Origin of the sequence: Maribacter luteus (genome assembly GCF_009674825.1) — a bacterium.
GTDB classification, from domain to species: domain Bacteria; phylum Bacteroidota; class Bacteroidia; order Flavobacteriales; family Flavobacteriaceae; genus Maribacter_A; species Maribacter_A luteus.
Window position 1 is genome coordinate 543,396 of the sequence record NZ_WKJH01000002.1, and the last position, 25,864, is coordinate 569,259.

The 25,864-nt window shown below is 40.4% G+C and carries 19 protein-coding genes; 9 read left to right on the forward strand and 10 right to left on the reverse strand.

Features of this window, described 5'->3' with window-relative positions:
• Positions 1-6: 6 nt before the first annotated feature.
• Entirely contained in the window at positions 7-1,365 is a 1,359-nt protein-coding gene (locus GJ691_RS05525) for a sigma-54-dependent transcriptional regulator (protein WP_154364605.1), read from the reverse strand.
• A 161-nt stretch (positions 1,366-1,526) separates the two neighbouring features.
• Here GJ691_RS05525 and GJ691_RS05530 point away from each other — a divergent pair, with 161 nt between their 5' ends.
• From GJ691_RS05530 to GJ691_RS05540, 3 genes are read left to right on the forward strand one after another with little or no spacing between them, the layout of a single operon-like run.
• Complete coding sequence (locus GJ691_RS05530) at positions 1,527-2,771, forward strand: efflux RND transporter periplasmic adaptor subunit (RefSeq protein ID WP_154364607.1); 1,245 nt, start codon at positions 1,527-1,529, stop codon at positions 2,769-2,771.
• 52 nt (positions 2,772-2,823) lie between these two features.
• Positions 2,824-3,519: an ABC transporter ATP-binding protein gene (locus GJ691_RS05535; RefSeq protein ID WP_154364609.1), complete on the forward strand. Its 696-nt coding sequence runs from the start codon at positions 2,824-2,826 to the stop codon at positions 3,517-3,519.
• 22 nt (positions 3,520-3,541) lie between these two features.
• Entirely contained in the window at positions 3,542-5,971 is a 2,430-nt protein-coding gene (locus tag GJ691_RS05540) for an ABC transporter permease (RefSeq protein WP_154364611.1), read from the forward strand.
• Positions 5,972-6,103: 132 nt separating this feature from the next.
• Here GJ691_RS05540 and GJ691_RS05545 read toward each other — a convergent pair whose 3' ends face one another.
• The 9 genes from GJ691_RS05545 to cobA form a co-directional block, all read right to left on the reverse strand.
• The gene (locus GJ691_RS05545) at positions 6,104-7,549 is read right to left on the reverse strand and encodes a rubredoxin (protein ID WP_154364613.1); all 1,446 of its coding nucleotides are present in this window, start codon (positions 7,547-7,549) and stop codon (positions 6,104-6,106) included.
• Between the two features lie 28 nt (positions 7,550-7,577).
• On the reverse strand, positions 7,578-11,105 hold the full coding sequence (locus GJ691_RS05550; protein ID WP_154364615.1) for a nitrate reductase: 3,528 nt from the start codon (positions 11,103-11,105) through the stop codon (positions 7,578-7,580).
• A 161-nt stretch (positions 11,106-11,266) separates the two neighbouring features.
• Positions 11,267-11,935 (reverse strand): response regulator transcription factor, encoded by a 669-nt coding sequence (locus GJ691_RS05555; RefSeq protein WP_246200122.1) that lies wholly within the window; start codon positions 11,933-11,935, stop codon positions 11,267-11,269.
• A gap of 172 nt (positions 11,936-12,107) precedes the next feature.
• Complete coding sequence (locus GJ691_RS05560; RefSeq protein WP_154364618.1) at positions 12,108-13,412, reverse strand: alginate export family protein; 1,305 nt, start codon at positions 13,410-13,412, stop codon at positions 12,108-12,110.
• Positions 13,413-13,444: 32 nt separating this feature from the next.
• Positions 13,445-14,269 carry an ABC transporter ATP-binding protein gene (locus GJ691_RS05565; RefSeq protein WP_154364620.1) on the reverse strand — a complete coding sequence of 275 codons (825 nt, stop codon included), beginning with the start codon at positions 14,267-14,269 and terminating at the stop codon, positions 13,445-13,447.
• A 17-nt stretch (positions 14,270-14,286) separates the two neighbouring features.
• Positions 14,287-15,126, reverse strand: a complete 840-nt coding sequence (locus GJ691_RS05570; protein ID WP_154364622.1) for an ABC transporter ATP-binding protein — start codon at positions 15,124-15,126, stop codon at positions 14,287-14,289.
• A gap of 20 nt (positions 15,127-15,146) precedes the next feature.
• Positions 15,147-16,247, reverse strand: coding sequence for an ABC transporter permease (locus tag GJ691_RS05575; protein ID WP_154364624.1), 1,101 nt, complete (start codon positions 16,245-16,247; stop codon positions 15,147-15,149).
• Positions 16,248-16,290: 43 nt separating this feature from the next.
• Positions 16,291-17,679 carry a CmpA/NrtA family ABC transporter substrate-binding protein gene (locus GJ691_RS05580; protein ID WP_154364626.1) on the reverse strand — a complete coding sequence of 463 codons (1,389 nt, stop codon included), beginning with the start codon at positions 17,677-17,679 and terminating at the stop codon, positions 16,291-16,293.
• Positions 17,680-17,930: 251 nt separating this feature from the next.
• A complete protein-coding gene (cobA, locus tag GJ691_RS05585) occupies positions 17,931-18,704 on the reverse strand; it encodes a uroporphyrinogen-III C-methyltransferase (protein ID WP_154364628.1) in 774 nt (257 codons plus the stop codon).
• A 125-nt stretch (positions 18,705-18,829) separates the two neighbouring features.
• Here cobA and nirB point away from each other — a divergent pair, with 125 nt between their 5' ends.
• The 6 genes from nirB (at position 18,830) to GJ691_RS05615 (ending at position 25,846) form a co-directional block, all read left to right on the forward strand.
• Positions 18,830-21,343 carry a nitrite reductase large subunit NirB gene (gene nirB, locus GJ691_RS05590; RefSeq protein WP_154364629.1) on the forward strand — a complete coding sequence of 838 codons (2,514 nt, stop codon included), beginning with the start codon at positions 18,830-18,832 and terminating at the stop codon, positions 21,341-21,343.
• 101 nt (positions 21,344-21,444) lie between these two features.
• Entirely contained in the window at positions 21,445-21,822 is a 378-nt protein-coding gene (nirD, locus tag GJ691_RS05595) for a nitrite reductase small subunit NirD (RefSeq protein WP_154364630.1), read from the forward strand.
• A gap of 21 nt (positions 21,823-21,843) precedes the next feature.
• Complete coding sequence (locus tag GJ691_RS05600) at positions 21,844-22,434, forward strand: DUF4202 domain-containing protein (protein WP_154364631.1); 591 nt, start codon at positions 21,844-21,846, stop codon at positions 22,432-22,434.
• 40 nt (positions 22,435-22,474) lie between these two features.
• On the forward strand, positions 22,475-24,319 hold the full coding sequence (locus GJ691_RS05605; RefSeq protein ID WP_154364632.1) for a PAS domain-containing sensor histidine kinase: 1,845 nt from the start codon (positions 22,475-22,477) through the stop codon (positions 24,317-24,319).
• Position 24,320: 1 nt separating this feature from the next.
• Positions 24,321-24,908: a precorrin-2 dehydrogenase/sirohydrochlorin ferrochelatase family protein gene (locus GJ691_RS05610; protein ID WP_154364758.1), complete on the forward strand. Its 588-nt coding sequence runs from the start codon at positions 24,321-24,323 to the stop codon at positions 24,906-24,908.
• 614 nt (positions 24,909-25,522) lie between these two features.
• A complete protein-coding gene (locus GJ691_RS05615; protein ID WP_154364633.1) occupies positions 25,523-25,846 on the forward strand; it encodes a hypothetical protein in 324 nt (107 codons plus the stop codon).
• Positions 25,847-25,864: the final 18 nt, after the last annotated feature.

The window sequence follows — 25,864 nt, forward strand, 5'->3', positions numbered from 1 at the left end:
GGTAGGTTACAGCTTAAATTTATCCATGCGGCGATAAAGTGCTGCACGTGTTATACCTAAATCCCTTGCGGCATTGGTGACATTGCCCTGGTGCTTTTCAAGTGCCATTTCCACCAACATTCTTTCGGTCTCCTCCAAATTAAGGCTTGCAATTAAATTTTCCTTTTTTCTTTGGGGGCCAAAATGCAGATCGGATTCCGATATCTCATTTTCATCACAAAGAATCACCGCCCGCTCAACCATATGCTCGAGTTCCCTAACGTTTCCCGGCCATCTGTAATTCTTTAATGCCTCAATGGCCTCGGGTGAAAATTGTAACTTCCCCTTTTGATATTTTTTCTTATTCCTTTCCAAGAAAAAAGTGGCCAATAACGGAATATCATCCACACGATCCCTAAGGGGCGGCACAAGTATCTCCATGGTATTGATGCGATACAAAAGGTCCTGACGGAATTCTTTCTGTTCTACCATAGCATGTAGATCCATATTGGTCGCACAGATTATCCTGACATCGATCGCTCGTTCCCGAGACTCCCCTAAACGTACCACTTTCCTGTTTTGAAGTACTGCCAATAGTTTGGTCTGCAAGTGTATGGGCAAGTTACCGATTTCATCTAAAAAAAGGGTTCCTTCATCAGCCAATTCAAATCGTCCTATACTATCCTCTTTGGCATCGGTAAAAGCGCCTTTTGCATAACCGAACAATTCACTCTCGAAAAGATTACCGTTCAATGACCCAAGATCAACATGTGCGAAAATCTTATCCCTTCTCGAGGATAGGTTGTGCAACATCTTGGCAACAACGTATTTCCCTGTTCCATTTTCCCCCAACAGTAGTACATTGGCATTGGTGTCAGCAACTTTTTCAGCCATATTTACCACTTCCTTAAATGTCTTTGATGTTCCGATTACCCTATGGCCATCAATATCTAACGAGGTGGTTATCTTTTTGAACTTTTCCCCTTGTTTCTTGGATTTTCTCTGGGCAATACCCCCATCAATGGTCACCAAAAGTTTATCATTGTCCCATGGTTTCAACAAAAAATCATATGCCCCTAGTTTAATCCCTTCAACAGCCAGACCAACACTGGAATAGGCCGTCATAAGAACAACTACCGTTTCCGGGGAAACTTCATTGATACGTTTTAACCAATAAAGCCCTTCGTTTCCCGATTGTTCCCCCCTTCTAAAATTCATGTCCATCAACACCAAGTCTACCACCGATTGACTTAAGGTCGACATAATCTTCTTGGGATCTGACAGGGTAATAACCTCACTGTAGAAACGACCTAAGAATAGCTTTAGGGAATAAAGGATGTCCGGGTCATCATCGACCAATAACAATGTATGTTTCTTTTTTCCCATATTCAATTTTAATGATATGTTCGATATCGTACAAATAAGTGTCCGAAAACGGACACTTATTTGTCTGTTAAAAAATTTTATATACTGATTTACAACTACTTAACAGCTTCTTCTTCCTTTGGCATGATATACGCTAAAGATAAGTTGAAAAAATTACCTTAATGGACAGAAAGATCGAACATAAAAAAAATCCTCTCAAACGCATACTCCTGTATACCCTACTTGCCATTTTATTATGCCTGTTATTATGGTCGGCATTAGCGGCCGGCAACAAAGTAACGATTGACAGGGATAGGGTAAGTATAAAAACCGTGGAATATGATTCTTTTGAGGATATGGCCCTCTTCAACGGAAAGGTACAACCCCTGAACACCCTTCAAATAAACACTATTGAGAGTGGCACGGTCAAAAAGATACACGGGCAAAATGGTGCACTTATCAAAGAAGGGGAACTTTTACTGGAACTTTACAACCCCAATACCGAACTTAGTTATCTCACCCAGGAAACAGCGATAATCGAACAGATCAATAATCTCAGAAACACCCGGATATCGATTAAGAACCAACAAATGACCCTGGACAAGGACCTTATTCAAATGTCGTACAATTTCAACAATGCTGCACGACAATACCGTATGGACACCACATTGTACCGAAAAGGGGTAATATCAAAAAATGATTATCTAAAATCAAAGGAGACTTTCGAATTCCAAGGAAAACAACAAGAGAATACCAAAAAATACATGCAAAATGAACAAAAGGATAGGGAAACCCAGTTACGATTGATCAATGCCTCTATAGAAAAAATGGAAAAAAGCCTGGAACAATTGCGAGAGAACAAAGAAAATTTCATTGTTAAAGCCCCCGCAACCGGACTATTATCTTCATTCAACCCTTTACTGGGAAAGAGCTATAACAAAGGGGAACTTATTGGAAAAGTAGACATGCAGGATGGATATAAACTTTTGGTTCGGGCCGATGAGTATTACTTCAATCAATTGAAAACAGGAAAAATGGCCCTCTTGGAATTTAACGATAAACAATATCATCTAAAGGTTGAAAAAGTAGTAGCCGAGGTCATCAATGGCAAATTTGATATTGAACTCGTTTTCGAGGATAGAGCACCCGAAACCATACAACAGGGAATGACACTGCCCATTAAGATCTATTTATCCAATAAAAAAGAAAAGGCACTTTTGCTTCCCAAGGGCTCATTTTACCAATCATCGGGCGGACAATATGTCTTTGTGTTAACCAATGACAATACTGCGAAGAAGCGGAAAATAAGCATTGGAAAGGCCAATGCCAACTTTTACCAAGTACTGGAGGGCCTTGTTGAAGGCGACAGGGTAATTACCTCATCCTATGACGACTTTAAGGACAAAGATGTACTGGCATTAAACTAAGAAACCAAAAAACAGTATAAAACATTCATCAATCAGTTAGAACCATTCAATTATGATACACCTTAAAAATTTAAGTAAAACCTACAGCACGGAGGAAGTAGAGACCACAGCCGTAAATGATATTTCCCTCGAAGTCAAAGAGGGTGAATTTCTGGCCATTATGGGTCCCTCGGGATGTGGAAAATCCACTTTATTGAACATTATAGGTCTCTTGGATTCCTTTGACACGGGTAGCTATTCTTTTTTAGAAAAGGAAATGTTCGGATTAAAGGAAAGGGACCGTGCCATGTTCAGAAAGCAGAACATTGGTTTTGTGTTCCAGAATTTCAATTTGATCGACGAACTAAGTGTTTATGAAAATATTGAACTGCCCCTTGTTTACAATAAAATTGGCAAGGCAGACCGTAAAATCAGGGTTGAAGAAGCTATGGAACGTCTTAATATTTCACACCGAAGCAAACATTACCCACAACAGCTATCAGGGGGCCAACAACAACGCGTCGCGGTAGCCCGAGCATTGGTGAACAGACCCAGACTCATTTTGGCAGACGAACCCACGGGTAACCTTGACAGTAAGAACGGCAATGAGGTTTTGGAATTAATGACTGAGCTGAACACGCAAGGTGCTACCATCATTATGGTGACACACTCAAGTTACGACGCTGGCTTTTCAAGTAAAATCATAACACTGCGTGATGGCATAATCGTTGGCGAAAAAGTAAATCAACGTCAAATAGAAATCATCTAAATCAATCAAAAAACGAACATTCATGATTAATTCCTGGCTTAAGATCTTCCTTTGGAACCTAAAAAAAAGACCGCTCTACCCGCTCATCAATACCCTTGGACTTACCTTGGGAATCACCTGTTTTATCATGGTCATTCTTTTTGTGAGCAAAGAATTGAGTTATGAAAAATGGAATCCCAACCTAGAGCATATCTACAGGCCCATTCGCCTATTCGACAATGGGGAAGTATGGACCACCTCACCAGGCATCATGGTAAAAACGGCCAAAGAACAACTCCCTGAATTGGAAGATGCCATGATGATGAATTGGATGGGAAGCATTCTCTTTAATTCCGATGGAAAAAAACTGATGAAAGGAGCCATGGGTACCACTCCCAATTTCTTTGATTTTTATCCTTATCCTTTTAAATATGGGACAAAAGAGAACCTTTTCAAAAATGAGAATGAACTTGTCTTAAGCGATACATTCGCCTTTGAACTTTTTGGGGACACCAATCCCGTTGGCAAAACAATAGAAGCCCTCTTCAGAAACGAACCTATAACGTACCTCATAACCGGGGTGTATACGACCAAAGGTTATCCCAGTGAAACCCAGCCTGCAATCTTAAAGTTGATAAAGAAAACCGACAATATGGACCATTGGGGCAACTTCAACTATACGGCCCTATTCAAGTTACATCCCGGCATCGATATCAGTACCTTCATTTCCAAATTCGATAAATTCTATGATGAAAACACCTATAAATCTTGGGGGATTTCTTGGGAAGAATACCTAAAAGGGAAGGAAGAACGAATGTCGATAGAAAATTTAGGGGATATCCACTTATTCTCAAAGGCCCATAAGGGCAAAGGGGCAAATACCATTTTCATTCTTTCCTTATTGGCATTCCTTATCTTGGTAATATCTTCGATCAACTTTATAAACCTGAGCATATCCGGTTCAACACAAAGGGCCAAGGAAGTTGCGGTTCGAAAAACCTTAGGCACCAGTAAAACAAAAATCGTATTGCAGTTTATCTTTGAAGTTACCCTGCAATGCCTGTTCGCCATCATAATCTCTTTGGCGCTGGTAGAAATTCTTCTACCCATGTTCAACAGCCTAATGAACACCGAATTGGAAATCCTTGACCCGTACAACAAGTGGTTCTGGGCGTTAGGCATTATTGGGTTACTCGTCTTTATCGCCGGCATTTTCCCTGGGATGCACCTTTCAAACTTCAATCCGGTAAAAGTGTTGAAAGGCAATTTTGGGCGTTCAAAAAGCGGAAACACCCTCAAAAAGACCATGATCATCTTCCAATTTTGTATTTCCGCGATCTTTCTGATTTCCGCATTCATCATAAAATCACAATTGGATTACATGAACAATAAGGATCTGGGGTTCCAAAAAGACCAAATGCTATTCGTACGCATTCAGAATGGGGGGGAAACCTGGAAAAAGATGGAAACATTCAAACAGGAACTCACCAAACTGAACGGAATTGAAAGGGTGGCCACTACCACAAGGCCCCCAGGTACCTATGCAGGAAATGGCTCAAACTCAAATGTTGATTACCGTGAAATAAGCTATCAGACCGATATGCATTTTATCGATGCCGACTATTTTCCCACCATGGACATAAAACTTTCTGAAGGAAAAAACTTCATTCAAGATTGGATGCAGACAGATCGATCAAAATTCATAATGGATTCAGATGGGGATACCTTACTCTTGAATGAAATCATTGTGAACAAAAAATTGGTGGACAAATTCGGATTTGAAAACCCTATTGGCACAGAGGTTTCCTATTGGGGCTATAAGGGCACCATAATTGGCGTAGTCGATAACTATATCTCCAAAGGGTTTGACGAAGGCGCCTACCCTGCCTTATATATGAACTATCTTAAAGGTGATAATGGGGATTGGGGCAAACCGTCCTTTGTAATGATAAAATTGAACAACCAGGACGTGAAAATCACCTTGAACGAAATCGAAAAATTCTGGACTACTCGTATCGAACCCCGTTTTCCGTTTAAATATGAGTTTCTTGACCAGAATTTTGCCGAACTATTCTCCAAGCACGAACGATTGGAAAAACTGGTGACCGGACTCTCCATACTGATGATTTTTATCTCATTGCTTGGGTTGTTCGCAATTGCCTCGCACACCGTTCAACTGCGTTATAAGGAAGTGGCCATTAAAAAAACCTTGGGAGCCTCGGAAAAAGAGTTGGTGTTCGGACTCATCAAGGACTTTATTCTAATCACCATAATCGCATTATTCATTGCCCTCCCCATCTCATTTTACCTATCGAATAGATGGCTGCAAGATTTTGCCTATCGCATCGATATTCCACTGGCACCCTTTCTTATTACCCCTATTATCATGCTGACTTTGACCATAGCCATCATTCTGGCCCAAGCGGCAAAAGCCCTAAAGTTGGATCTGGTTTCCCATCTCAAATATGAATAATACGGTTTTATGAATCAACCCTAATTCTGTAGCCGACTTTTTTAGCGTATGTATTAAATAAAGGGACGCAAATTAGCCTCCCTTTATTTATTCTTTTTGAGATATTAAATGTTAAAATCTGTTAGATGATACTTACACCCCTTCCATCTGAAGTTCAACAACATCAAACTCTTTTTTTGGGGCTTCACATACAGAACAATGGTAGTCTTCGGGTAAATCAACAAAGGCCGTGTCCTTGGGTATTCCAGCTTTTTCATCTCCATAGAATTCGTCATAAACTGTAAAACATGAGGTGCACTGGTATACGGATCGGATTATTTTCTCTTCTTTCTTTTCCTGTGGTTCTTTTTGAACATTGGCCTTTCCTAGTTGTTCAAAATACTTTTTACTCAGTTCCATGAGTAGTCCGGGTAGTTCAATTTTATCAACATCTTGGGCATAAGCATGATATTTTTGACTGTTAGGATCAAAATTTTCGAAGTGAAGTACATTATAAGTCGGCCTGATCTCAAAATCCTTTACTAGGGTCGGAGCACTATTCTTTTCAATGATAATCGACGCAAAATGTGAACGTTTCCCTACATCGTTACTTATACCGAAAGTAAGTCCGTAAGTACTAATATCATTTTGGTCGAAGCTACGTACCAGGAATTTCTTGAGCTCCAAGGCTTCAGAATCATCTACCGGCACATGCCAGTTCATCTCTAATTGTGAATGCCTTATATTTATTCCCCATTGGCCCAAAAAACGTTCCAATTCAGGTCGACTACCCTGTTTGATTCCTTTTACAATGAACGATTTCCATGGGGTAATACAAATTTTCCCTATGCTATTGTCCAAGCAAAATCCGCAAAACTCTTTTAGGAAAGAAAGATCGTATTTATTATTCCGCCAGTATAATCCCAACCAATACTGATCAATTCCCATCCGGTTCATACCCTCATAATAAGGGAAGGTAAGATAGGGTACGATCAATGGTTTGTCCACTGTTTTATTGTTTGTGTCTATTTTCTTGCTCAACACATAGAATAGTTCGTCTACATCAGAAATATCCTCATAAATAGTTTCAATGGTTTTGGAAATGGTGACCATATCCCAACTATAGACCAAAACGGGATAATAGGCCGAGCTCTGCCAATGCGGTAGTTTTACATTCAAATACCAATAATCCTCACTTTCGGAAGCAATGAAATTAAGGTTGCCGCTAAAAAGTGGTACCAAACGTTGTTTTGGGTCGGTAATATTGATCTTTAATTGGGGCAGGTAATCAAATCCCTCTAAAATATATAAGTATGTAGAGCCTTTTAACCAATAGGTCATGTCGAATACATCGGCGGAAACATAGGAACTCACGATATTCTGATACCCCCTATCAACAACAATATCCGTATTGAATTTCGATAGATTCTCTAGTTTTTCCCCCTCCTTATATTCTTTTAAAGGGAACAACAGGTCTTGCCGTGACCCAAAATGTACTTCTTTTAAACCAGCGGTTTCAAGCATTGATATAATGTCTTTCAACTCTCCTGGGGATGTAACCCCTCCTTTTAAAAGTACGCGATGCAGATCGTCTTTCATGTTTCTTCCCTTTAGGTTTACACTTTTTTTACTTTAGACTCAATTCCTTATCCAATAGAGCTTTTATTTCGGGTTTACAACTTCCACAGCCCAACCCTGCTCCGGTTTGCGAACATATTTCCTTAAAATCGGAACACCCGCCCAAAATGGCATCGACAATGTTACCTTCACCCACTTGGCTGCAAGAGCAGACCAATTTCCCTTTTAAAGAAACGGTATTCGTCGCCCCTCTAAGAAGTTCGTTCCTCTTTTCCGAAAGTTCAATTTCCTCTTCAATCAATCTTTTAAATTCGGGAAACTCGTTTTTATCCCCCATTAAGATAGCACCCTTCAAAGTATCGTCTTTTACGATACATTTTTTATAGAAGCGCTTACTAACATCCATTAAGATTATTTCCTCGTAACCGGGATCTTCTTTTGGGGCATTCACCATACCTATGCTGCACAGATCAAGGTTTTCGAACTTTAGGATGTTCATCAGCACGGAGCCTTTATAAATACTACTGAAATCGCCTAAAATATAATTCGCGGCAATATCTGCCTGTTGTTCTACCGCAGATGTGATTCCGAAAAGTGAATTCTCGAACTCCGCGATTTCACCAAGTCCGAAAATGTTGGGATCACTGGTTTGTAAATAGGAATTTACCACAACCCCCCTTCTTGTGTTTAATTTGGCGACCTTAGCCAACTCAATATTCGGTCGTGTTCCTATGGCATATACAATGGCATTACATTGTAAGGTTCTACCTGTTTTAAGATTTACAAGTAGATTGAACGCATTCCCTTTTTCCTCAAAAACAGTACTGACTTCATTGTCGAAATATAGATTGATGTTCCTTTCCGAAACATCTTCGGCCAAAAGTCTACTGGCCACACTATCCAGTTGCCGCTCCATTAATCTCGGTGCACGCTGAACAATACTGATATTTATATTTATTTTCTTAAGGGCCGCAGCTAATTCCAGACCCAACAAGCCACCACCTACGATTACAACGTGCTGTTTTTCTGCCGGAAGCCCTGTATTCTGCAAATATTGCCTCAACCTATCGGCATCAGTACGTTCGCGCATGGTAAATCGTCCGGGCCTATCCATTTGTACATCATTGGGCACAAAAGCACGACTACCCGTAGCCATGACCAGAATATCATAATTATGCTTTTCATTATTAGAGTCGGTAACCGTTTTATCCGTAGCGTCTATGTCGATAATTCCAACTCCTGAATGCAAGGTGACCCCCAATTTTGCAACTTCCCCTTTTTTTAGTTTTTCCAAAGCTTCCCATGAAAGTTCCTCGCTAACATATTCGGGTAATAATACCCGATTGTAGAACGGGTCTTTCTCTTTTGAGAACACACGCACCTCATCATGCGAATCTTTCTCCCGATACGATTGAATAAAGCGATAGGCCGCAGCACCGGCACCTACAACGACTATCTTTTGTTTTGGTTTTACAAAACTTGAAACTTGAACGGCACAGTACTTAAAATCCGGTTCTTTTGAGATGGGATCCACAATATCGTTCGTTATGTTATTTGCCCTACCGAAATCATTGTTCAATACTTTTCCCCAATGCATGGGTAAGAAAACCACATTTTCCCTGATATCATAATTGACCTTCACTTTTACCTGTACTTGTCCCCTTCTACTCTTTATTACGGCAATATCCCCCTCCTTTAAATTACGCAAATAGGCATCTACTTTATTCATTTCCAAATACGGTTCCGGAATATGTGTAAGGAGACGTTTGACTTTTCCTGTTTTCGTACGTGTATGCCATTGATCCCTAACCCTACCTGTAGTCAATACCAACGGATAGTCCGCATCGGTTTCTTCGGAAGTATTATAAAGCTTTTTCGGAGCATTGAAATGTGCTTTTTTATCATTTGTATGAAATTGAAAGTCTGTAAACAGTCTTGGCGTACCCTTGTGCGTCGCATGGGGTACGGGCCATTGAAAACTCCCGTCGTTCTTTAATCTATCATACGATAAACCGGAGATATCGATATTCGTGCCCTTTGTAAGTAGACAATGCTCATCGAACACCTCACCGGCATTATTGTAATCGAAACCTTCAAAACCCATGGCTTTCGCAAAACGCCATAGAATTTCTACATCTGCCATTGCTTCACCCGGAGCGTCTATTACTTTAGGCAAGTGACTTATCCTTCTTTCCGAATTGGTCATGGTCCCTTCTTTTTCCAACCAGCCGGCAGCTGGCAAGAGCAAGTCCGCATATTTGGTTGTCTCCGCGTTATGTGAAATATCCTGAACAACCACAAAACTGGCCTTTTTCAATGCCTTTTCTATTTTATGGGCATTGGGCATACTCACTACAGGATTGGTACAAATGATCCAAATTGCTTTTAGTTTACCTTTTTCAAGGGCATCGAACATTTCAGTGGCCGTATAGCCCGGTTCTTGTTTAATATCCTTACCTCCCCAAAATTCGGCAACTTCCTTTCTATGACTGGGATTACCCAGATCTTTATGTGCCGCCAAAAGACTGGCCATACCCCCAACTTCCCTTCCTCCCATGGCATTGGGCTGCCCGGTCAATGAAAAAGGGCCAGAACCTGGTTTTCCGATCTGCCCGGTCAATAAGGACAGGTTCATTAAGGCTACATTTTTATCAACCCCTATAACGCTTTGATTTAAACCCATGGTCCACATACTGATAAACTTACCTGCGTTTCCAATATAATCAGCAGCTTTCCGGATATCGGATATGGCAACACCACATTTTTCAGCTGCTTGGCGTATGGAAAGGGTAAAGGCACTTTGCTTACATGCCTCGAAATTGACGGTATGCTTTTTTATGAAATTTTTATCGATTTTTCGTTTTTCAATCAACCATCGGGCAATGGCATTGAACAAAATAACGTCGGTTCCTGGAAGAATTTGCAAATGCAGATCCGCAGCGGCGGCTGTCTGGGTCTTCCGCGGGTCGACCACGATTACCTTTACCTGCGGGTTATCCGCTTTTCGTTGTTCCAATCTACGATATAAGATAGGGTGGCACCATGCGGGATTTGCCCCAGCGATCAAAAAGCAATCGGCAAGCTCAATGTCTTCATAGGAAATGGGTACGGAATCTTCCCCAACGGTTTTTTTATAACCTACCACTGCCGAGCTCATACACAGGCGGGAGTTGGTGTCGATATTATTCGTTCCTATAAAACCTTTGGTGATTTTATTAGCCAGATAATACTCCTCGGTCAAACATTGACCCGAAACGTAAAAACCAACACTATCGGGACCATGCTTTTGGATAATACTTTTAAAAACTGCCGCTGCACGCTCAAAAGCCGTATCCCAAGAAATTCTCTGCATGGGATGGTTCCTGCTCCATCGCATTTCAGGATAAAGTATGCGATCAGTAGTATCTTGTGCTACATAATTTAGATTTCTCCCCTTTGAACACAACATACCCTTATTAGCTGGGTAATCGGGATTTCCCGTTACCGATATGGTACCCTTGGCATCAACATCAACCAAAATACCACAGCCTACTCCACAATAGGAACAAATGGTCTTTTCTGTCTTCTTTTTTCGCATTGCAAATTATTTTGATGATAAACATCAAATTTCACGAAGCAAAATACAAAAAATACGTATTAATACGTAGTTTTTATAATAAAAGTACGGACTTATTCTAAGGGTTTGATAATAATATAGGCTTAGAATAGACTATTCCTTAACGGATGAAGAAAATGAGTTTAAACTAAATTGTATGCTTTGGCCTTTTTGGACAAGTCCATCAAATTTTTAACTTCCATCTTTCTCATTAAATTAAAACGATGGGTTTCAACAGTACGCTTGCTATTCTGCAATTTTTCGGATATCTGTTTGTTGGTAAGCCCGGAAAGCACCAATTCCAATATTTGGATTTCCTTATTGGTCAAATCAAAAGGATTACTTGTGCGAACTGCTTTCTTGGGACTTTCCAAAATCTTGGCCGTAGGGTTCAGTAGATTGTTCACCAAAACATTGGAAATATCACCACTATAGTATTTACCACCATCACGAACCGTATGGATAGCTTTTATGAACTCTGCCTTTCCTGTGTCTTTAAGTAAATAGCCCTTTGCCCCGGCAGCCACAGACTGTAATATATATTCCTCAGAATCATGCATGGAAAGTATAATACATTTTACATCGGAATTCAACTTATTAAGTCTTTCAACAGCTTCGATACCTGTCATTTTGGGCATGCGTATATCCACGACGAGTATGTCCGGCTTCTTCTGCTCTACCAATGTTATGGCTTCGGTACCATCAGCACCCTCACCGATAACCTTAAGATCTTGTTCACTTTCCAGAAGAGCCTTTATGCCGTCCCTGACCAAAGAATGGTCGTCTACTAAAACTATGGTTGTTTGATTCAATATGCAAGTAGTTATACGTACAAAGATAAGAAATGTTCGCATTATGGTAATCAAACTACTTCCAATTAAATAAGTGTGGTAACAGATAGGATAGTTATTCAAAAAAAAAGCTACCACAACCAAAAAAGGTCATGATAGCCTATCGAATCAAAATAATTAAGGTTCTCCTATCTTAATCTTTTTTGGTCGTATTCAAGAATTTAGGTTTTACGGTCAATTGTACCCAAGCCCAATTTTGACTTCCTGCTGCAGCATCCTCGGTAACACCTTTTAATTCATACATACCATCGCTTGCGAACATCTGAGAATACCCTATTGCCAATCCAAAACCCTTGAAACCTTGGGAATACACCAAATCGAGCTCTGTTCCCAATGATTTTTCACCACTTGGTAATTCTTGGTCCCCACTAAAATTCAACACTTTGACCAACAAACTGGATTTTTCGCCCAAAGTAAATTTGGCACTAGCATGAACGTCGGTCAATCCTACGGAATTCGCATGGTTACCTACGTAGAAATAATCCATAAAACCATTGAATTTATGGTTGGTGCCAAAAAGAGGGAAAAATGCCTCGGTCTTATCCGTGGTACCCGTATCGTTACCACTTATCAATTCAGCCCCCAATCCCAAAACAACTCCTTTAGAAACTTTATAGTTAAGATCCAGTCCCAACAAATATGCTCCGCCCACATCAACGCTGTTTTGACGTTCACCACTCTGTAGATAACCATTGAAAGCTGCTCCGAAAGCACCTTTTTTATAATTTAAGTGTGTTCCTACTGTTAAAAGGTTACTGACCCCATCAGCAACTTGGGCTTCATCACCAGTAAAGTTCTGATACCCATTGTTCATGATCAACGCACTGGCCGAAAATGTATCCCATTTTTGCTTCAAATAAAGGTATTGCATGGTTTTATAGGAAAAGAACCCTGTGGTATTATAGGCCGTGCCCACTGATTGGAAACCTCCTGGATTACCGGTCGTAGTACTGAAATCCTGATTGAAGGCCAAAGCAGCATCCATCATAAAATTTCCTTTGTTATAACGCAAGAGAGCCGCATCGTGATTACGTGCTTGCTGGGCCCAACCGACCGAACCTAAGATACGCTGATCATCATATACCAAAGTTTGGCGCCCAAGTTTGGTAGAGAATCCTTCACCCAATTTTATATCGGCCCAAGCTTCAAATACTGAAAAAGAGTTATTACTGTCTTCTGGTTTCAACTGTCTATTTTCTCCCCAAACCATAACATCCTGTAAGCTCATGTAAAACTTATAGGATTCGAATTCATATCCTGCATTCAACCGTAATCTGCTTGAAATTGCGAAACCCGCGTCGGCCGCATCAGGAATTATACTTCCAAAACCATGTCTGTATTCCGCACGTGGCCTAAACTCCCCGTCTAAAGTAAACTGGGCCATAGTAAATTGAACCGATAGGAATAATAGGAATATAAGAGTGTACTGTTTTTTCATAATCTTATTTTATTAAAAAGTTAGGTTGTTGGTTAATGTTCTAAAAAGTCGATCAAGTGCTTTCTATAGCTATAGTAATCGTCGTGTTCCAAAACGGATTTTCGAGTACGTGGCCGCTCAAAATCAATATTCAATATATCACCGATTTTTGCTCGTGGGCCACTGGTCATCATTACGACCCTATCTGCCAAGAATATGGCTTCATCCACATCGTGTGTGATCATAACGGCGGTTATCTTTTCTTTGTTCCAAATTTCAATCAAAATATCCTGTAACTCCCCTCGGGTCAAAGAATCGAGCATACCGAAAGGCTCGTCCAATAACAGCACTTTAGGTTTGATCGCAAATGCCCTGGCAATACCTACCCGTTGCTGCATACCTTGAGAAAGTTCAATGGCTTTCTTATCGAATGCGCCTTCCAGACCCACCTTATGCAAATAATATTTGGCAATATCTTTTCGTTGTGTTTTAGTGGCATGTTTAAAGACCTGGTTTACGCCTAAAAGAACATTTTCCAAGGCAGTCATCCAAGGCATTAAACTGGGGGATTGAAAAATAACCCCTCTATCCGGACCTGGGCCTTTTACAGGGTTTCCCAATACTGCTATGTTACCTCCAGAGATAGGATTAAGTCCTGCAATCATTGATAGCATCGTAGTTTTTCCACAACCTGAATGACCTATTATGGTAACAAATTCTTCCTTCATGATTTGAAGGTCCAAATCTTCCAACACCACATAGTCTCCCTTTGGGGTAGGATATACTTTTTTTAATTTAGCCAGATCCAACATAACTTGGGAAGAATAAAAAATACCATTCTGAACCGTTCCTGTCTCGAGGGTGTTTTCTGTACTCATCTTATTTTTTTTAAATTTTAGGCTACAAAACTTTTTGGACTGATATCCGGCAACACATACTCCTTTTGTGAAACCGACTTACGCTCATTCCCGATATCCATCAGATATTCTATGATGGCATTTCTTGTTTTCTTGAAATTGGGATTGTCATTCAATGCCGTCTTATCCCGTGGACGTTCTATATCGATCTTAAACTCCGGCCCCAATGTTGCATTAGGCCCTGGTTTCAACGGAATTATGCGGTCGGCCATATAAATACCCTCATCCACATCATTGGTTATCAATAATGCAGTACGCTTGTCCTGACTCCAAATATTCAATATTTCATCTTGTAGGTTTCCTCTTGTCAAAGCATCCAGGGCCCCTAAAGGCTCATCCATGATGATCATCTCGGGATTCATTGCCAAAGCCCTGGCAACAGCAACACGCTGTCGCATTCCTCCCGAAAGTTCTTTCGGCCTTTTATTAATGGCCGGAGACAAACCAACCATCGCTACATAGTCACTTACCCGTTGTTTCAAAAAAGTCTTGTTTTCTTTTGGAAAGGCTTCCTTTACCGCCATAAATACATTTTGACCAACGGTCAACCAAGGCAGTAAAGAGTAATTCTGAAAAATAACCCCACGTTCATGACTCGTATCTATCACGGGTTGTCCTTTGAACAAGACCTCCCCGCTTGTAGGTTTTAAAAGTCCATTGATCAGATTCACCAATGTTGTTTTTCCACTTCCCGTAAAGCCGACGATAGCAACGAATTCACCTTCCTCAATAGATAGGTTAATGTTAGACAGTACCTCTGTACTGCTATCCCCCTCCCCATAGGTTTTATATATATTATTCAGTTCTAAATAGGCCATTTGAATATTGTTTATAAGGTTTAAACTGATTCGTTCTTATTGAAAGAGACCATGTTCTGAATGGCCAACATCAATCGATCCAACAGAAAACCGATAATACCTATGACGAACATGGCCACGATTATCTTGGAGTTGGAATCATTGGCCCCATTTTGGAATTCTTCCCACACAAAAAGTCCCAGTCCTTGACTTTGTGCCAAAAGCTCAATGGCGATCAACACCATCCATGCCACGGAAAGGGTTATCCGTAATCCCGTAAATATCAATGGTAATGAAGATGGCAAAATAACCTTGAATATCTTTTGGAAAGTACCCAACTTCAAGACCTTTGCTACATTGATATAGTCTTTGTCAACCGTAGAAACGCCCATGGCCGTATTGACCAATGTTGCCCACATTGCACATAAACCTACGCTTATAAACGAGATTACGAAGGCATTGTCAGAGCTGTCACCTATGTACAATGTTTTTACGATCATAAAAACCAACAGATACCATACAACAGGGGAGACTGGTTTAAAAATCTGGATAAACCAGTTAAAGGCGCTCCGCAAAGACGGACTCAAACCGATAACGATTCCGATAGGGACCGCAATCAAAAGTGCCAACAAGAACCCTGCGAATACCGTTTTTATACTTGTCAGAACAATATCAACAAACGATGCCCTTCCCGTATAAACAATAGCGTCCTTACCTTGGGCAATTAATTGTGCGTTCCTTTCCGACATCTTTTCAACGAAAGCCGCTTTATCGGCAGTTATCACCTTATGGTCAGCGATCAAAGATTGCAAAGAAGCCCACACCTGTAGTGGAGAAGGCAATGTATTTGGCTGACAACTACTATCACCGGAAGCTATACAGGCCCGTTCCGCTTCGGCGGCTACAGCGCCTTGTTCATTCAAGGCTTTCTCTATTTTGAAATTGGCCTCTTTATTGTAAAGTGCCTTAGATCCCAAATGCCATAAACCTAAAAACACAAGTACGGAGAATATGGTAATTACGGTTTTCTTGAGAGACCCCATGATATCCATTCTCTGAAAATTAGGGGTAAACTTACCTACCAAAGGTTTCAAAAATGCCAGGAACTGCCCTTCTCTCTTTAAAGTGATGTCTTGTTTCATAATATTATACTTTTGATTCGATTTGTCCGACTATGGGTAAGTCTTAATCCTTATTTCCGATGGAAAAACTGTTGATGTAACCTATAGGATCTTTGGCATCGAAAGTGGTGCCATCGATAAAATCCGAAGTTGCTGGTTTAAATCCGTCGGTATCTGGAATATCAGTAGCAGGAATCTGCCCTTCGGCCACTAACAAATCCGCCGCTTTCTTCCAAATATCGGGTCTGTAAATATCTTTAATCGTCTCACCATACCATGCTGCCGATTTTGTTTCAGGTATCTGTCCCCATCTTCTCATTTGTGTCAAGAACCAAATACCATCGGAATAGAAAGGATATGTGGCATTGTACTTGTAGAATACATTAAAATCGGGCATTTCACGTTTGTCCCCTTTTTCAAATTCAAAAGTACCGGTCATCGAATTCGCCAATACTTCTTCCGGGGCACCAACGTATTGTGACATAGAAAGAATTTTTACCGCTTCTGCCCTATTACTAGGTTCATCTAACCATTTTCCTGCACGAATCAGTGCTTTAGTCACTGCTATGGCGGTATTCGGATTTTCATCAACGAATTTCTTGGTCATTACAAATACCTTCTCTGGGTTGTTCTTCCAAATATCATAATTCGTGGTCACCGGAACGCCAATCCCTTTAAAAACGGCTTGTTGGTTCCAAGGCTCACCTACACAATAGCCATAGATAGTACCCGACTCCAAAGTGGCAGGCATTTGTGGCGGTGGTGTAACGGACAACAACACCTCAGCATCTATCTGTCCTTGAACATTATCGGCGGTGTACATACCTGGATGTATACCCGCAGCAGCCAACCAATATCGTATTTCATAGTTGTGCGTGGAAACCGGGAAAACCATACCCATTTTAAATGGCTTACCACTATTCTTATATTCCGTAATCACCGGTTTCAAGGCATCTGCTTTAATAGGGTGAATGGTTTTTCCATCTCCGTCTTTAGGAACATTGGGCTTCATTTTAGACCAAACATCGTTAGACACGGTAATACCGTTTCCGTTTAGATCCATTGAAAAAGGTGTGACCAATTTGGCCTGCCTTCCGAACCCAGCACCGGCAGCAATAGGTTGACCCGCTAACATATGGGAACCATCAAGCTGGCCATCAATAACACGGTCCAATACGTTCTTCCAGTTTGATTGCGCCTCTACGGAAACAAAAAGCCCTTCATCTTCAAAAAACCCTTTTTCTTTGGCAATGGCCAAAGGAGCCATATCGGTCAATTTGATAAATCCGAAAGTAAGTTGTGGTTTTTCTATATCCAACATTTTGGTTTTTGAAGCGACCGCATCTTCAACCTCAGAAGCCGTTTGTGCTTTTTTTGCTTCTTTTCCCCCGCAAGCAACCATAAGAAGAGCGGTAGACAATAGAAGTGATATTTTTTTAAAATTCATTTTCATAGTGAATAGTTTTTCCGGTTATTAATTTTAATATCGATTCAAACTTACGTATTTCTACGTATTTTTACGTATATCTGCGTAGAATATTAAAATTAAAGGTGATTTTTACGAAGTTGGATAAAATCAATTCATTATTTTTTCAGATTGATGAAAATACACATCCAGAATTATATTTTTAATATCCTTGAAGAATTGACCTTAACATAAAATGAGCTATTTTTCAAATAAATACGTAATATAGCTATCAGGCACTACATATTTGAATGTAAAACACGCTGAACTTCTTCTTCGAAAAAAGTCGGGTGTTTTGCTACAACTTCCCCAATAACAATTATTCCAGCTTGTGTCACATCTATGACACCTATTATATTATCCACATTCCCTAAACTGGAGATTTCACAACTCTCATTGGCTTTGGTGCCATTTTGAATAACAGCGATGGGGGTTGATGAACCCCTGTATTTATTAACTTCATCAACGATTTCCTTTAATTTACGAACCCCCATCAAGATGACCATGGTGGCAGAAGACTGCGCGGCAAATTTCAAATCTTCGGTAAAAGAACCATCTCGTTTGGTTGCGGTCATCACCCAAAAACTACTACTTACACCACGGAGGGTCATGGGCATCCCTTGGCTGGCAGGAACAGCAAGCGCACTCGAAACCCCAGGGACAACAGAAACAGGTATACCAAAGGATTCCACATACTCAATTTCCTCCAATGCCCTTCCGAATACGAAAGGATCACCCCCTTTCAATCGAACTACATGACCAAACCTAAATGCATTTTCCACAATCATTATATTAATGTCATCCTGTGTAAAGGAATGTTGACCGCATCGTTTACCTACGTATATCTTAGGTATATCCGAATCTATCAAGGAAAGTAACCCATCACTGACAAGAGCATCGTACAAAACAACGTCAGCACTTTGTAAAACCCTCAAACCCCTAACAGTTATAAGGTCTTCACTCCCCGGGCCGGCACCTACCAAACTTACTTTTAACTCGTTCCTTATTTTCATCAGTACAATTCTTTAAATGTTATTTTTAGAATTCTACAACAAGAATACGTAATTATTTTCATATAACTACTTAGTTTATACGTATTTTTACGTATTATTGTACTTTAGTTTTAAATCAAAAGCATATGAAAACTATTATAGTTGTTGGCAATGGAATGGTCGGATACAAATTCTGCGAGAAATTGGTTTCCCGAGAAGAAGGCAAACAGTTTAAACTATTGGTATTCGGGGAAGAACCTCGTGCAGCCTATGATCGGGTACATTTAAGTGAATATTTTGAAAACCAAGATGCAAAAGCCCTAGAGCTCGCACCATTAACTTGGTATGCCGAAAACAATATAGACCTCATAGTAAACGAAAGGGTAACCGATATTCATCGGTCCAAAAAATCGATAACGACCGCCAGTGATCAAGAATTCTTTTATGACCATTTGGTTTTGGCCACAGGCTCAGTACCCTTTGTGCCCCCGATAAACGGAGTGGAAAAAGAAGGGGTATTCGTATACCGTACCATCGAAGACCTTGAATCCATGCTGTCATATGCCGAAAAAATAAAGAAAGAGAATAAAATTGGTAAAGCGGCCATTCTTGGTGGTGGACTTTTAGGTTTGGAGGCAGGTAAAGCGGTTATGGACATGGGATTGGAGCCACATGTTGTGGAATATGCCCCAAAGTTGATGCCCAGACAATTGGACAGTAGAAGTAGCAATGTACTAAAACTGACCTTGGAATCTACTGGTATGAATATTCATTTAGGAAAAGCTACCAATAAAATACTAGGCAACGGTTCCATTACCGGTTTGGATTTCGGGGAAGATGACATGCTAAACGTAGATATGTTGGTCATTTCGGCCGGAATCAGACCTAGGGACGAGTTAGGAAAAACCTGTAACCTAGAAATGGGAGTGCGTGGTGGTATAGTCGTAGACGACAAAATGAGAACCTCAGACCCTAATATCTACGCTATAGGGGAGGTTGCCCTTTACAATCAAATGATTTATGGCCTAGTGGCCCCTGGATACGAAATGGCAGAAGTGGCCGTGAACCAAATTCTTCAAAAAGAGGTGTTGATGCAACAGCATATAGACATGTCAACAAAACTGAAATTAATCGGTGTGGATGTCGCTAGTTTCGGCATTCCTTATATGCCCGCCGATAAAGGCCTTTCCATAATTTACGAGAACAAAACAAAAGGCGTATATAAACGTATTAATGTAAGCCATGATGGCAAAACACTGTTGGGAGGTATAATGGTAGGTGATGCTGAAGATTATAGTATTCTACACCAAATGTACCTGAACAACATTCCCCTTCCGGAGAACGCCGAAGAATTGATCGTAGGGGCGCGAGGTGAAGGTGGCTCACCATTCGGTAGTGCAATGGACCTCCCTGATGACGCCGTCATATGTTCCTGCGAAGCGGTAACCAAAGGGGCCATTTGCTGTTCCGTTTTGGAAGATGGGAACGAGACCGTAAAAGCCGTGGCCAAAGCTACCAAGGCCACCTCGGGTTGTGGAGGCTGCAAACCGATGGTCGCCGATTTAGTAAAGGAAAGTCTGAAGACTTTGGGAAAAACGGTTAAAGAGCGCATCTGTGAACATTTCGACTTTTCAAGACAAGAACTGTTCGATATCGTAAAACTCAGGGGTATTAAAGATTATTATGAGCTATTGGATGCCGTGGGCACGGGGCATGGATGTGAGGTTTGTAAGCCTACTATTGCTGCCATATTCGCCAGTCTGCATAACGAGACAGCTAACCGACAAGAAACGATACAAGACACCAATGATAGGTTTTTAGCGAATATCCAACGTAACGGAACGTATTCTGTTGTACCTAGGGTGGCAGGCGGAGAGATTACCCCAAAGCAACTGATCGCCATTGGGAGTATTGCCCAGAAATTTGACCTATACACGAAAATAACGGGAGGACAACGTATAGATATGTTCGGAGCTAAACTACACGAACTGCCTTTAATTTGGGAAGCTTTGATAAAAGAAGGGTTTGAAACCGGACAAGCTTACGGAAAATCGTTACGTACCGTCAAAAGTTGCGTAGGCTCAACATGGTGTAGATATGGTATGGATGAGAGTGTGAGTTTTGCAGTAGAGATAGAAAATCGCTACAAAGGCATTCGCTCCCCTCATAAATTCAAAGGCGGGGTATCTGGCTGTATCCGTGAATGCGCCGAGGCAAGAGGCAAGGATTTCGGTTTTATTGCCGTAGAAGGAGGATGGAACGTATATGTAGGAGGAAATGGAGGGGCCAGCCCTAAACACGCCGAATTATTGGCCGAAAAGGTAGACAAGGCCACCGCCATAAAATATGTAGACCGCTTTATCATGTACTACATTAAAACCGCACAGCCCTTACAACGTACCGCCCCATGGTTGGAAAAACTGGAAGGGGGAATCACATATCTGCAAAATGTGGTCATCAATGATTCCTTAGGCATCGCCGACGAACTTGACCAAGAAATGCAAGCTTTGGTCGATTCTTATAAATGCGAATGGAAAGAAGCTGTGGAAACCCCCGAAATTCGGGAACGTTATACCCATTTCGTAAATTCTGACGAAACCGATAGCAATATTGAATTTGTAGCATTAAGAGAACAAAAAATGCCAAAGGAATGGGCATAAAAAGGTTCATCCCCTTTTCACTGTTCAAAAACAACTGAAGACATCAAGTATTAAAACAAACCGAGGTCTCACACTAACAAGACCTATTATAGTCAATAATCATGATTTCAAGCCTAAAAACATACGAAACCGTTACTACCGAAAAGGTGAAAGTCTGGTTCAAAGCAGCACCGACATCAAGATTCCCTAAAAATGGAGGTGCCTGCATCAAATATAAAGACAAACAAATAGCCGTTTTCAATTTTGCGCGGGAGGGTCGGTGGTACGCCTGTCAAAACTTATGTCCACATAAAATGGAAATGGTCCTTTCGCGCGGAATCATAGGGGAAGAGAACATGGAACCTAAAGTGGCTTGCCCTTTACATAAAAACACTTTTTCATTGAAAAACGGAAACCATTTGAACGGGGATCTAGAGGCAATTGCAACTTATCCGGTAAAAGTAGAGGACGACATTGTATATGTAGGCTTTTCTGAATAGTTTTGGCTATATTTAAATACTATGCCAATGTCAGGAAAACTTCAAACTGCGTTTCAACATTTTGATGCTGCCAATCAGCAGGATCCAAACTCCGAGATCTTTCAGGGTAAGACTTACCCTAAAGAATTGTTGTACGCCCTTAGGATGACGGAGCAACTGAACACATTTGCCCCTAACGCCTCCGAAGCCTTACAATTGACAGCCCGTTGCCAACACATATGCCGTTGGGAAATACCTCGGGATTCCTTTGAGATGAACAGGGAAGGGTATTTAAGGTGGCGTCAGGAGCTGAAGAAATTCCATGCCGATAAAGCCGAATCCATTTTGGAAAAAGTAGGATATTCCGAAGAGACCATTAAAAAGGTCAGGTTTCTTTTAGAAAAGAAACAGCTAAAGAAGAATGAAGACACACAAACCTTAGAAGATGTGATATGCCTGGTGTTCCTTGCCTATTATTTTGAACCTTTCGCCAATAAACACCCTGAGGAAAAAACCATAGACATTCTTCAAAAAACATGGCGTAAAATGTCTGAAAAAGGCCATAAGGCCGCTTTACAACTACCGCTTTCAAAAAACGCGCTTGAATTGGTCACGAAAGCGATCAGTAATTAATGCCTGGTTTTGAAGGTATATAAATACATACGACCATCCAATGTCAAAAAGTCAACTTGAAAGACCCTTAGATTCAGCGACCTTCGTCAGGATTCGTAAGTGGTATTTGTTGGCATTGGCCGGTATCGCGATTACCATTATCATCGCTCAGATCCTGATTCAGCTACATCTTAATTCGCAATTGGATGACTCTAGGGTCATAAACGTTGCCGGTCGACAAAGGGCCTACAGTCAAAAGTTGACCAAAGAGGCACTTCTTCTTAAAGACGCATATGAAATAGACAACCCAGATCTTATCGTTTCAGAACTGCAAAGAACATTGGAGGTTTGGAAAACTTCGCATAGAGGCCTTATAGAAGGGAACAGATCCATGAACCTCCCTTTGGAAGACGACCCGGAGATCTTAAAACTGTTCAGTAAACTTGAACCCCACCATACTGCCATGGTCAAAGCGGTTGAATCTATCCTGGGTTCAATTCCCAAAAAAGATGATACTATGGCCCAAGGCAACTTAGATTCCAATATTGCCATCTTACTTAAAAACGAACGCCCTTTTTTAAATCTGATGGATACGATTGTTAATGAATATGACAAACGTAGCAAGGAGCAATTACAGAATCTAAAACAAAAGGAGTACCTCTTGCTGGCTTTTTCCCTTTTGATTCTTATTTTGGAAATACTATTCATATTTCGACCCCTATCCATACAAATACGTAAAACGATTACGAATTTGATGCAAAGCCAACATGAATCGGATATCAATTCAAAAAAAATAAAGACTTTATTATCGGAGAAGGAAAAATCACTTAAGGAATTACAAGAATTGAATTTCGTCATAGACAATGCCGCTCTTTTCGCAAGTGCCAAAAAAGATGGTAGCGTTGTGTTCATCAGTAAAAAATTCGTTAACCTTCTAGGTATAAAACAAGAACAGCTGAACAAACCTTTATCAGAATTATTGACTGCTGACGAGGGCCAACAACAATACCTAAAGGAAATACTGAAAAGCAACCGGAAGAACAATATACGCAAAGAAGAAATTCAGATAAAAACCAATACCGGCGACCGTATTTGGTTAGATATTTCGATCATTCCCATGCACCAAGCAAGTAAGCAGCAAAGTATCCTTATTTTATGTTCCGATATCACCGAACGTAAACAAAACCTGTTGAAAGTTGAGCAATTGACCCAACAGAATTTTGAGGAGCGTATGCAACAAAAGAAAATGCAGGCCAGTCAGATCGTTGAAGGACAAGAAGAAGAACGTAAACGCATCTCAAAGGATATCCATGATGGAATAGGTCAAATGTTGACCGCCTTAAAATTCAATATTGAATCCATTGATATAGAAAACAAAGAAAAAACCATCGAAAAAATAGCCTATTTAAAAGACTTGACCTCGGATCTCATAAAAGGTGTACGAACCGCAACCTTTAATTTAACCCCTCCGGAATTAAGCGATCATGGTATTTTTCCCGCTATTCATAAAATGACGGTAGAACTATCCAAATTAACGGGAAAGACCATTTTGTTCGAGAATAAAGCGGAAAAGAACATACGTTTCGATTCCTTGGCAGAAACCAACATTTATCGGGTTACCCAAGAGGCGGTAAACAATGCGATTAAGTATGCCAAAGCAAGTTATATCCTGGTCACGATCAATTTCAACAATGATATATTGAGTATTGTAATCGATGATGACGGAAAGGGTTTTGATCCCACAATTTTGACCCAAGTACCCAAAAATAGTAGTGAAGGCGGCATGGGCTTATTTTTTATGAAAGAACGTATAGATTATATCAATGGCCGAATATTCATAAATTCAGAGCTAGGAAAAGGAACACGTATAACTATTAATTACAAAACCGATAAAACAGATGAATAGCATGGAAAGCAATCAATTATACCCGGTTTTTTTAAAAGTATCGCAGCTGAACATCTTAATTGTAGGCGGTGGCAATGTAGCGGAAGAGAAACTAAGGTTTCTTTTGAAGTCGAGCCCCGACGCCCAAGTACAATTGGTCTCCCCAATGTTCAGGGAACCGACCATTGAATTGGCCAAAAAGTTCAATTTACAGATGACCGAAGATACCTACGCCCCAAAGTACCTGAAAGACAAACACATGGTCATTGCAACAACGGATAACACCACTATAAACGAAAAAGTGTACCATGACTGTAGAGAGAAAAACATATTGGTCAATGTAGCGGACAATCCTCCCTTTTGCGATTTTTATATGGGAGGTATTGTTACTAAGGGAAACGTAAAAGTCGCCATTTCCACAAATGGGAAATCACCTACCACGGCAAAACGCCTACGCCAGTTTTTTGAAGATGTTATTCCCGAAAACATAGACGACCTTGTTAAGAACCTGAATGAATACCGCAAGACCATAAAAGGTGATTTCGAAGAAAAAGTTGAAACCCTGAACGAGTTCACAAAAGGTCTGGTAAACAAGAAAGAAGACGATTGAGGTCAACGGCAATCCATCTAATTTGCACCAACATAATCAACCTAAAAGAAAAACCTGATCAATTATAAAGTGAAAACCAGCCTTCAGCGACCGAGTGATATTTTCACATTTTTTAACTTTTGATTTTTATTCGAATCATTATTTTTATTCAAAATTTGAAATAGCGATATCATGCAATTCAGTAAACATGAAGACGGTTTTTTGCCCGCGTTTTCTGTTTGGTCAATTGAAAATACATCGGACCATCTATTATCAAATAACACCAAAAGCGGGCATTCTTCACGACCACCTTCCATAAGGTCGTGGTTTAATCACATACTCCCTTTTTTTCTGTTCAAGAACAATCTTTTTGAATTCAAGTTTTATAGATGAGTGCATAAATCCCCTTCCTTATTTCGGTAACCGGAGAACGTACCCCTTAAGAAAGTATAGGGTATTCAGGATTTTTTCCCTATAACTTATAGATTATTTTCGTTCTATTTCTTTAGACGAATACTTTTTAACACGAAGTATAATTTAAAAAAATAGTCATGGAACAACTACATAAAACCAAAAGAAAAAATAATAGTAGGAACCTAAATTTCTTTCCTCCCCTTAAATTCAAAAAATTTAGAATGAAATTGGACGAAAGAGGTATCCATATCCTTATATCTGCCAATTTCCTTAAAAAAGGAAACTACTCCATAACGGTGAATAATGGGGTTTTACATTTGAAAATACATCAACCGGATGATATTTATGGTCATTATGGAAAATCAATGCCCACAATCGGATACAATAGGGATATGGATTTTCATATCAGTCTTCCCGACAAACTACACCAACATTTAAATTCCGTTCATTTTCACAAAGGAACCTTGAAAATACACCTGACCGATAAAGCAAGGGCAGAAGTGAATCAATCCGCTTTCAGGTTCGATCAACTGGCAGCTTCATGACTTTATGCACAACACAAC

Bases quoted from the DNA above. Each gene is read 5' to 3' on its own strand.
- GJ691_RS05525 (WP_154364605.1), bottom strand. From the start codon at position 1,365: ATGGGAAAAAAGAAACATACATTGTTATTGGTCGATGATGACCCGGAC.
- GJ691_RS05530 (WP_154364607.1), top strand. From the start codon at position 1,527: ATGGACAGAAAGATCGAACATAAAAAAAATCCTCTCAAACGCATACTC.
- GJ691_RS05535 (WP_154364609.1), top strand. From the start codon at position 2,824: ATGATACACCTTAAAAATTTAAGTAAAACCTACAGCACGGAGGAAGTA.
- GJ691_RS05540 (WP_154364611.1), top strand. From the start codon at position 3,542: ATGATTAATTCCTGGCTTAAGATCTTCCTTTGGAACCTAAAAAAAAGA.
- GJ691_RS05545 (WP_154364613.1), bottom strand. From the start codon at position 7,549: ATGAAAGACGATCTGCATCGCGTACTTTTAAAAGGAGGGGTTACATCC.
- GJ691_RS05550 (WP_154364615.1), bottom strand. From the start codon at position 11,105: ATGCGAAAAAAGAAGACAGAAAAGACCATTTGTTCCTATTGTGGAGTA.
- GJ691_RS05560 (WP_154364618.1), bottom strand. From the start codon at position 13,412: ATGAAAAAACAGTACACTCTTATATTCCTATTATTCCTATCGGTTCAA.
- GJ691_RS05565 (WP_154364620.1), bottom strand. From the start codon at position 14,269: ATGAGTACAGAAAACACCCTCGAGACAGGAACGGTTCAGAATGGTATT.
- GJ691_RS05570 (WP_154364622.1), bottom strand. From the start codon at position 15,126: ATGGCCTATTTAGAACTGAATAATATATATAAAACCTATGGGGAGGGG.
- GJ691_RS05575 (WP_154364624.1), bottom strand. From the start codon at position 16,247: ATGAAACAAGACATCACTTTAAAGAGAGAAGGGCAGTTCCTGGCATTT.
- GJ691_RS05580 (WP_154364626.1), bottom strand. From the start codon at position 17,679: ATGAAAATGAATTTTAAAAAAATATCACTTCTATTGTCTACCGCTCTT.
- cobA (WP_154364628.1), bottom strand. From the start codon at position 18,704: ATGAAAATAAGGAACGAGTTAAAAGTAAGTTTGGTAGGTGCCGGCCCG.
- nirB (WP_154364629.1), top strand. From the start codon at position 18,830: ATGAAAACTATTATAGTTGTTGGCAATGGAATGGTCGGATACAAATTC.
- nirD (WP_154364630.1), top strand. From the start codon at position 21,445: ATGATTTCAAGCCTAAAAACATACGAAACCGTTACTACCGAAAAGGTG.
- GJ691_RS05600 (WP_154364631.1), top strand. From the start codon at position 21,844: ATGCCAATGTCAGGAAAACTTCAAACTGCGTTTCAACATTTTGATGCT.
- GJ691_RS05605 (WP_154364632.1), top strand. From the start codon at position 22,475: ATGTCAAAAAGTCAACTTGAAAGACCCTTAGATTCAGCGACCTTCGTC.
- GJ691_RS05610 (WP_154364758.1), top strand. From the start codon at position 24,321: ATGGAAAGCAATCAATTATACCCGGTTTTTTTAAAAGTATCGCAGCTG.
- GJ691_RS05615 (WP_154364633.1), top strand. From the start codon at position 25,523: ATGAAATTGGACGAAAGAGGTATCCATATCCTTATATCTGCCAATTTC.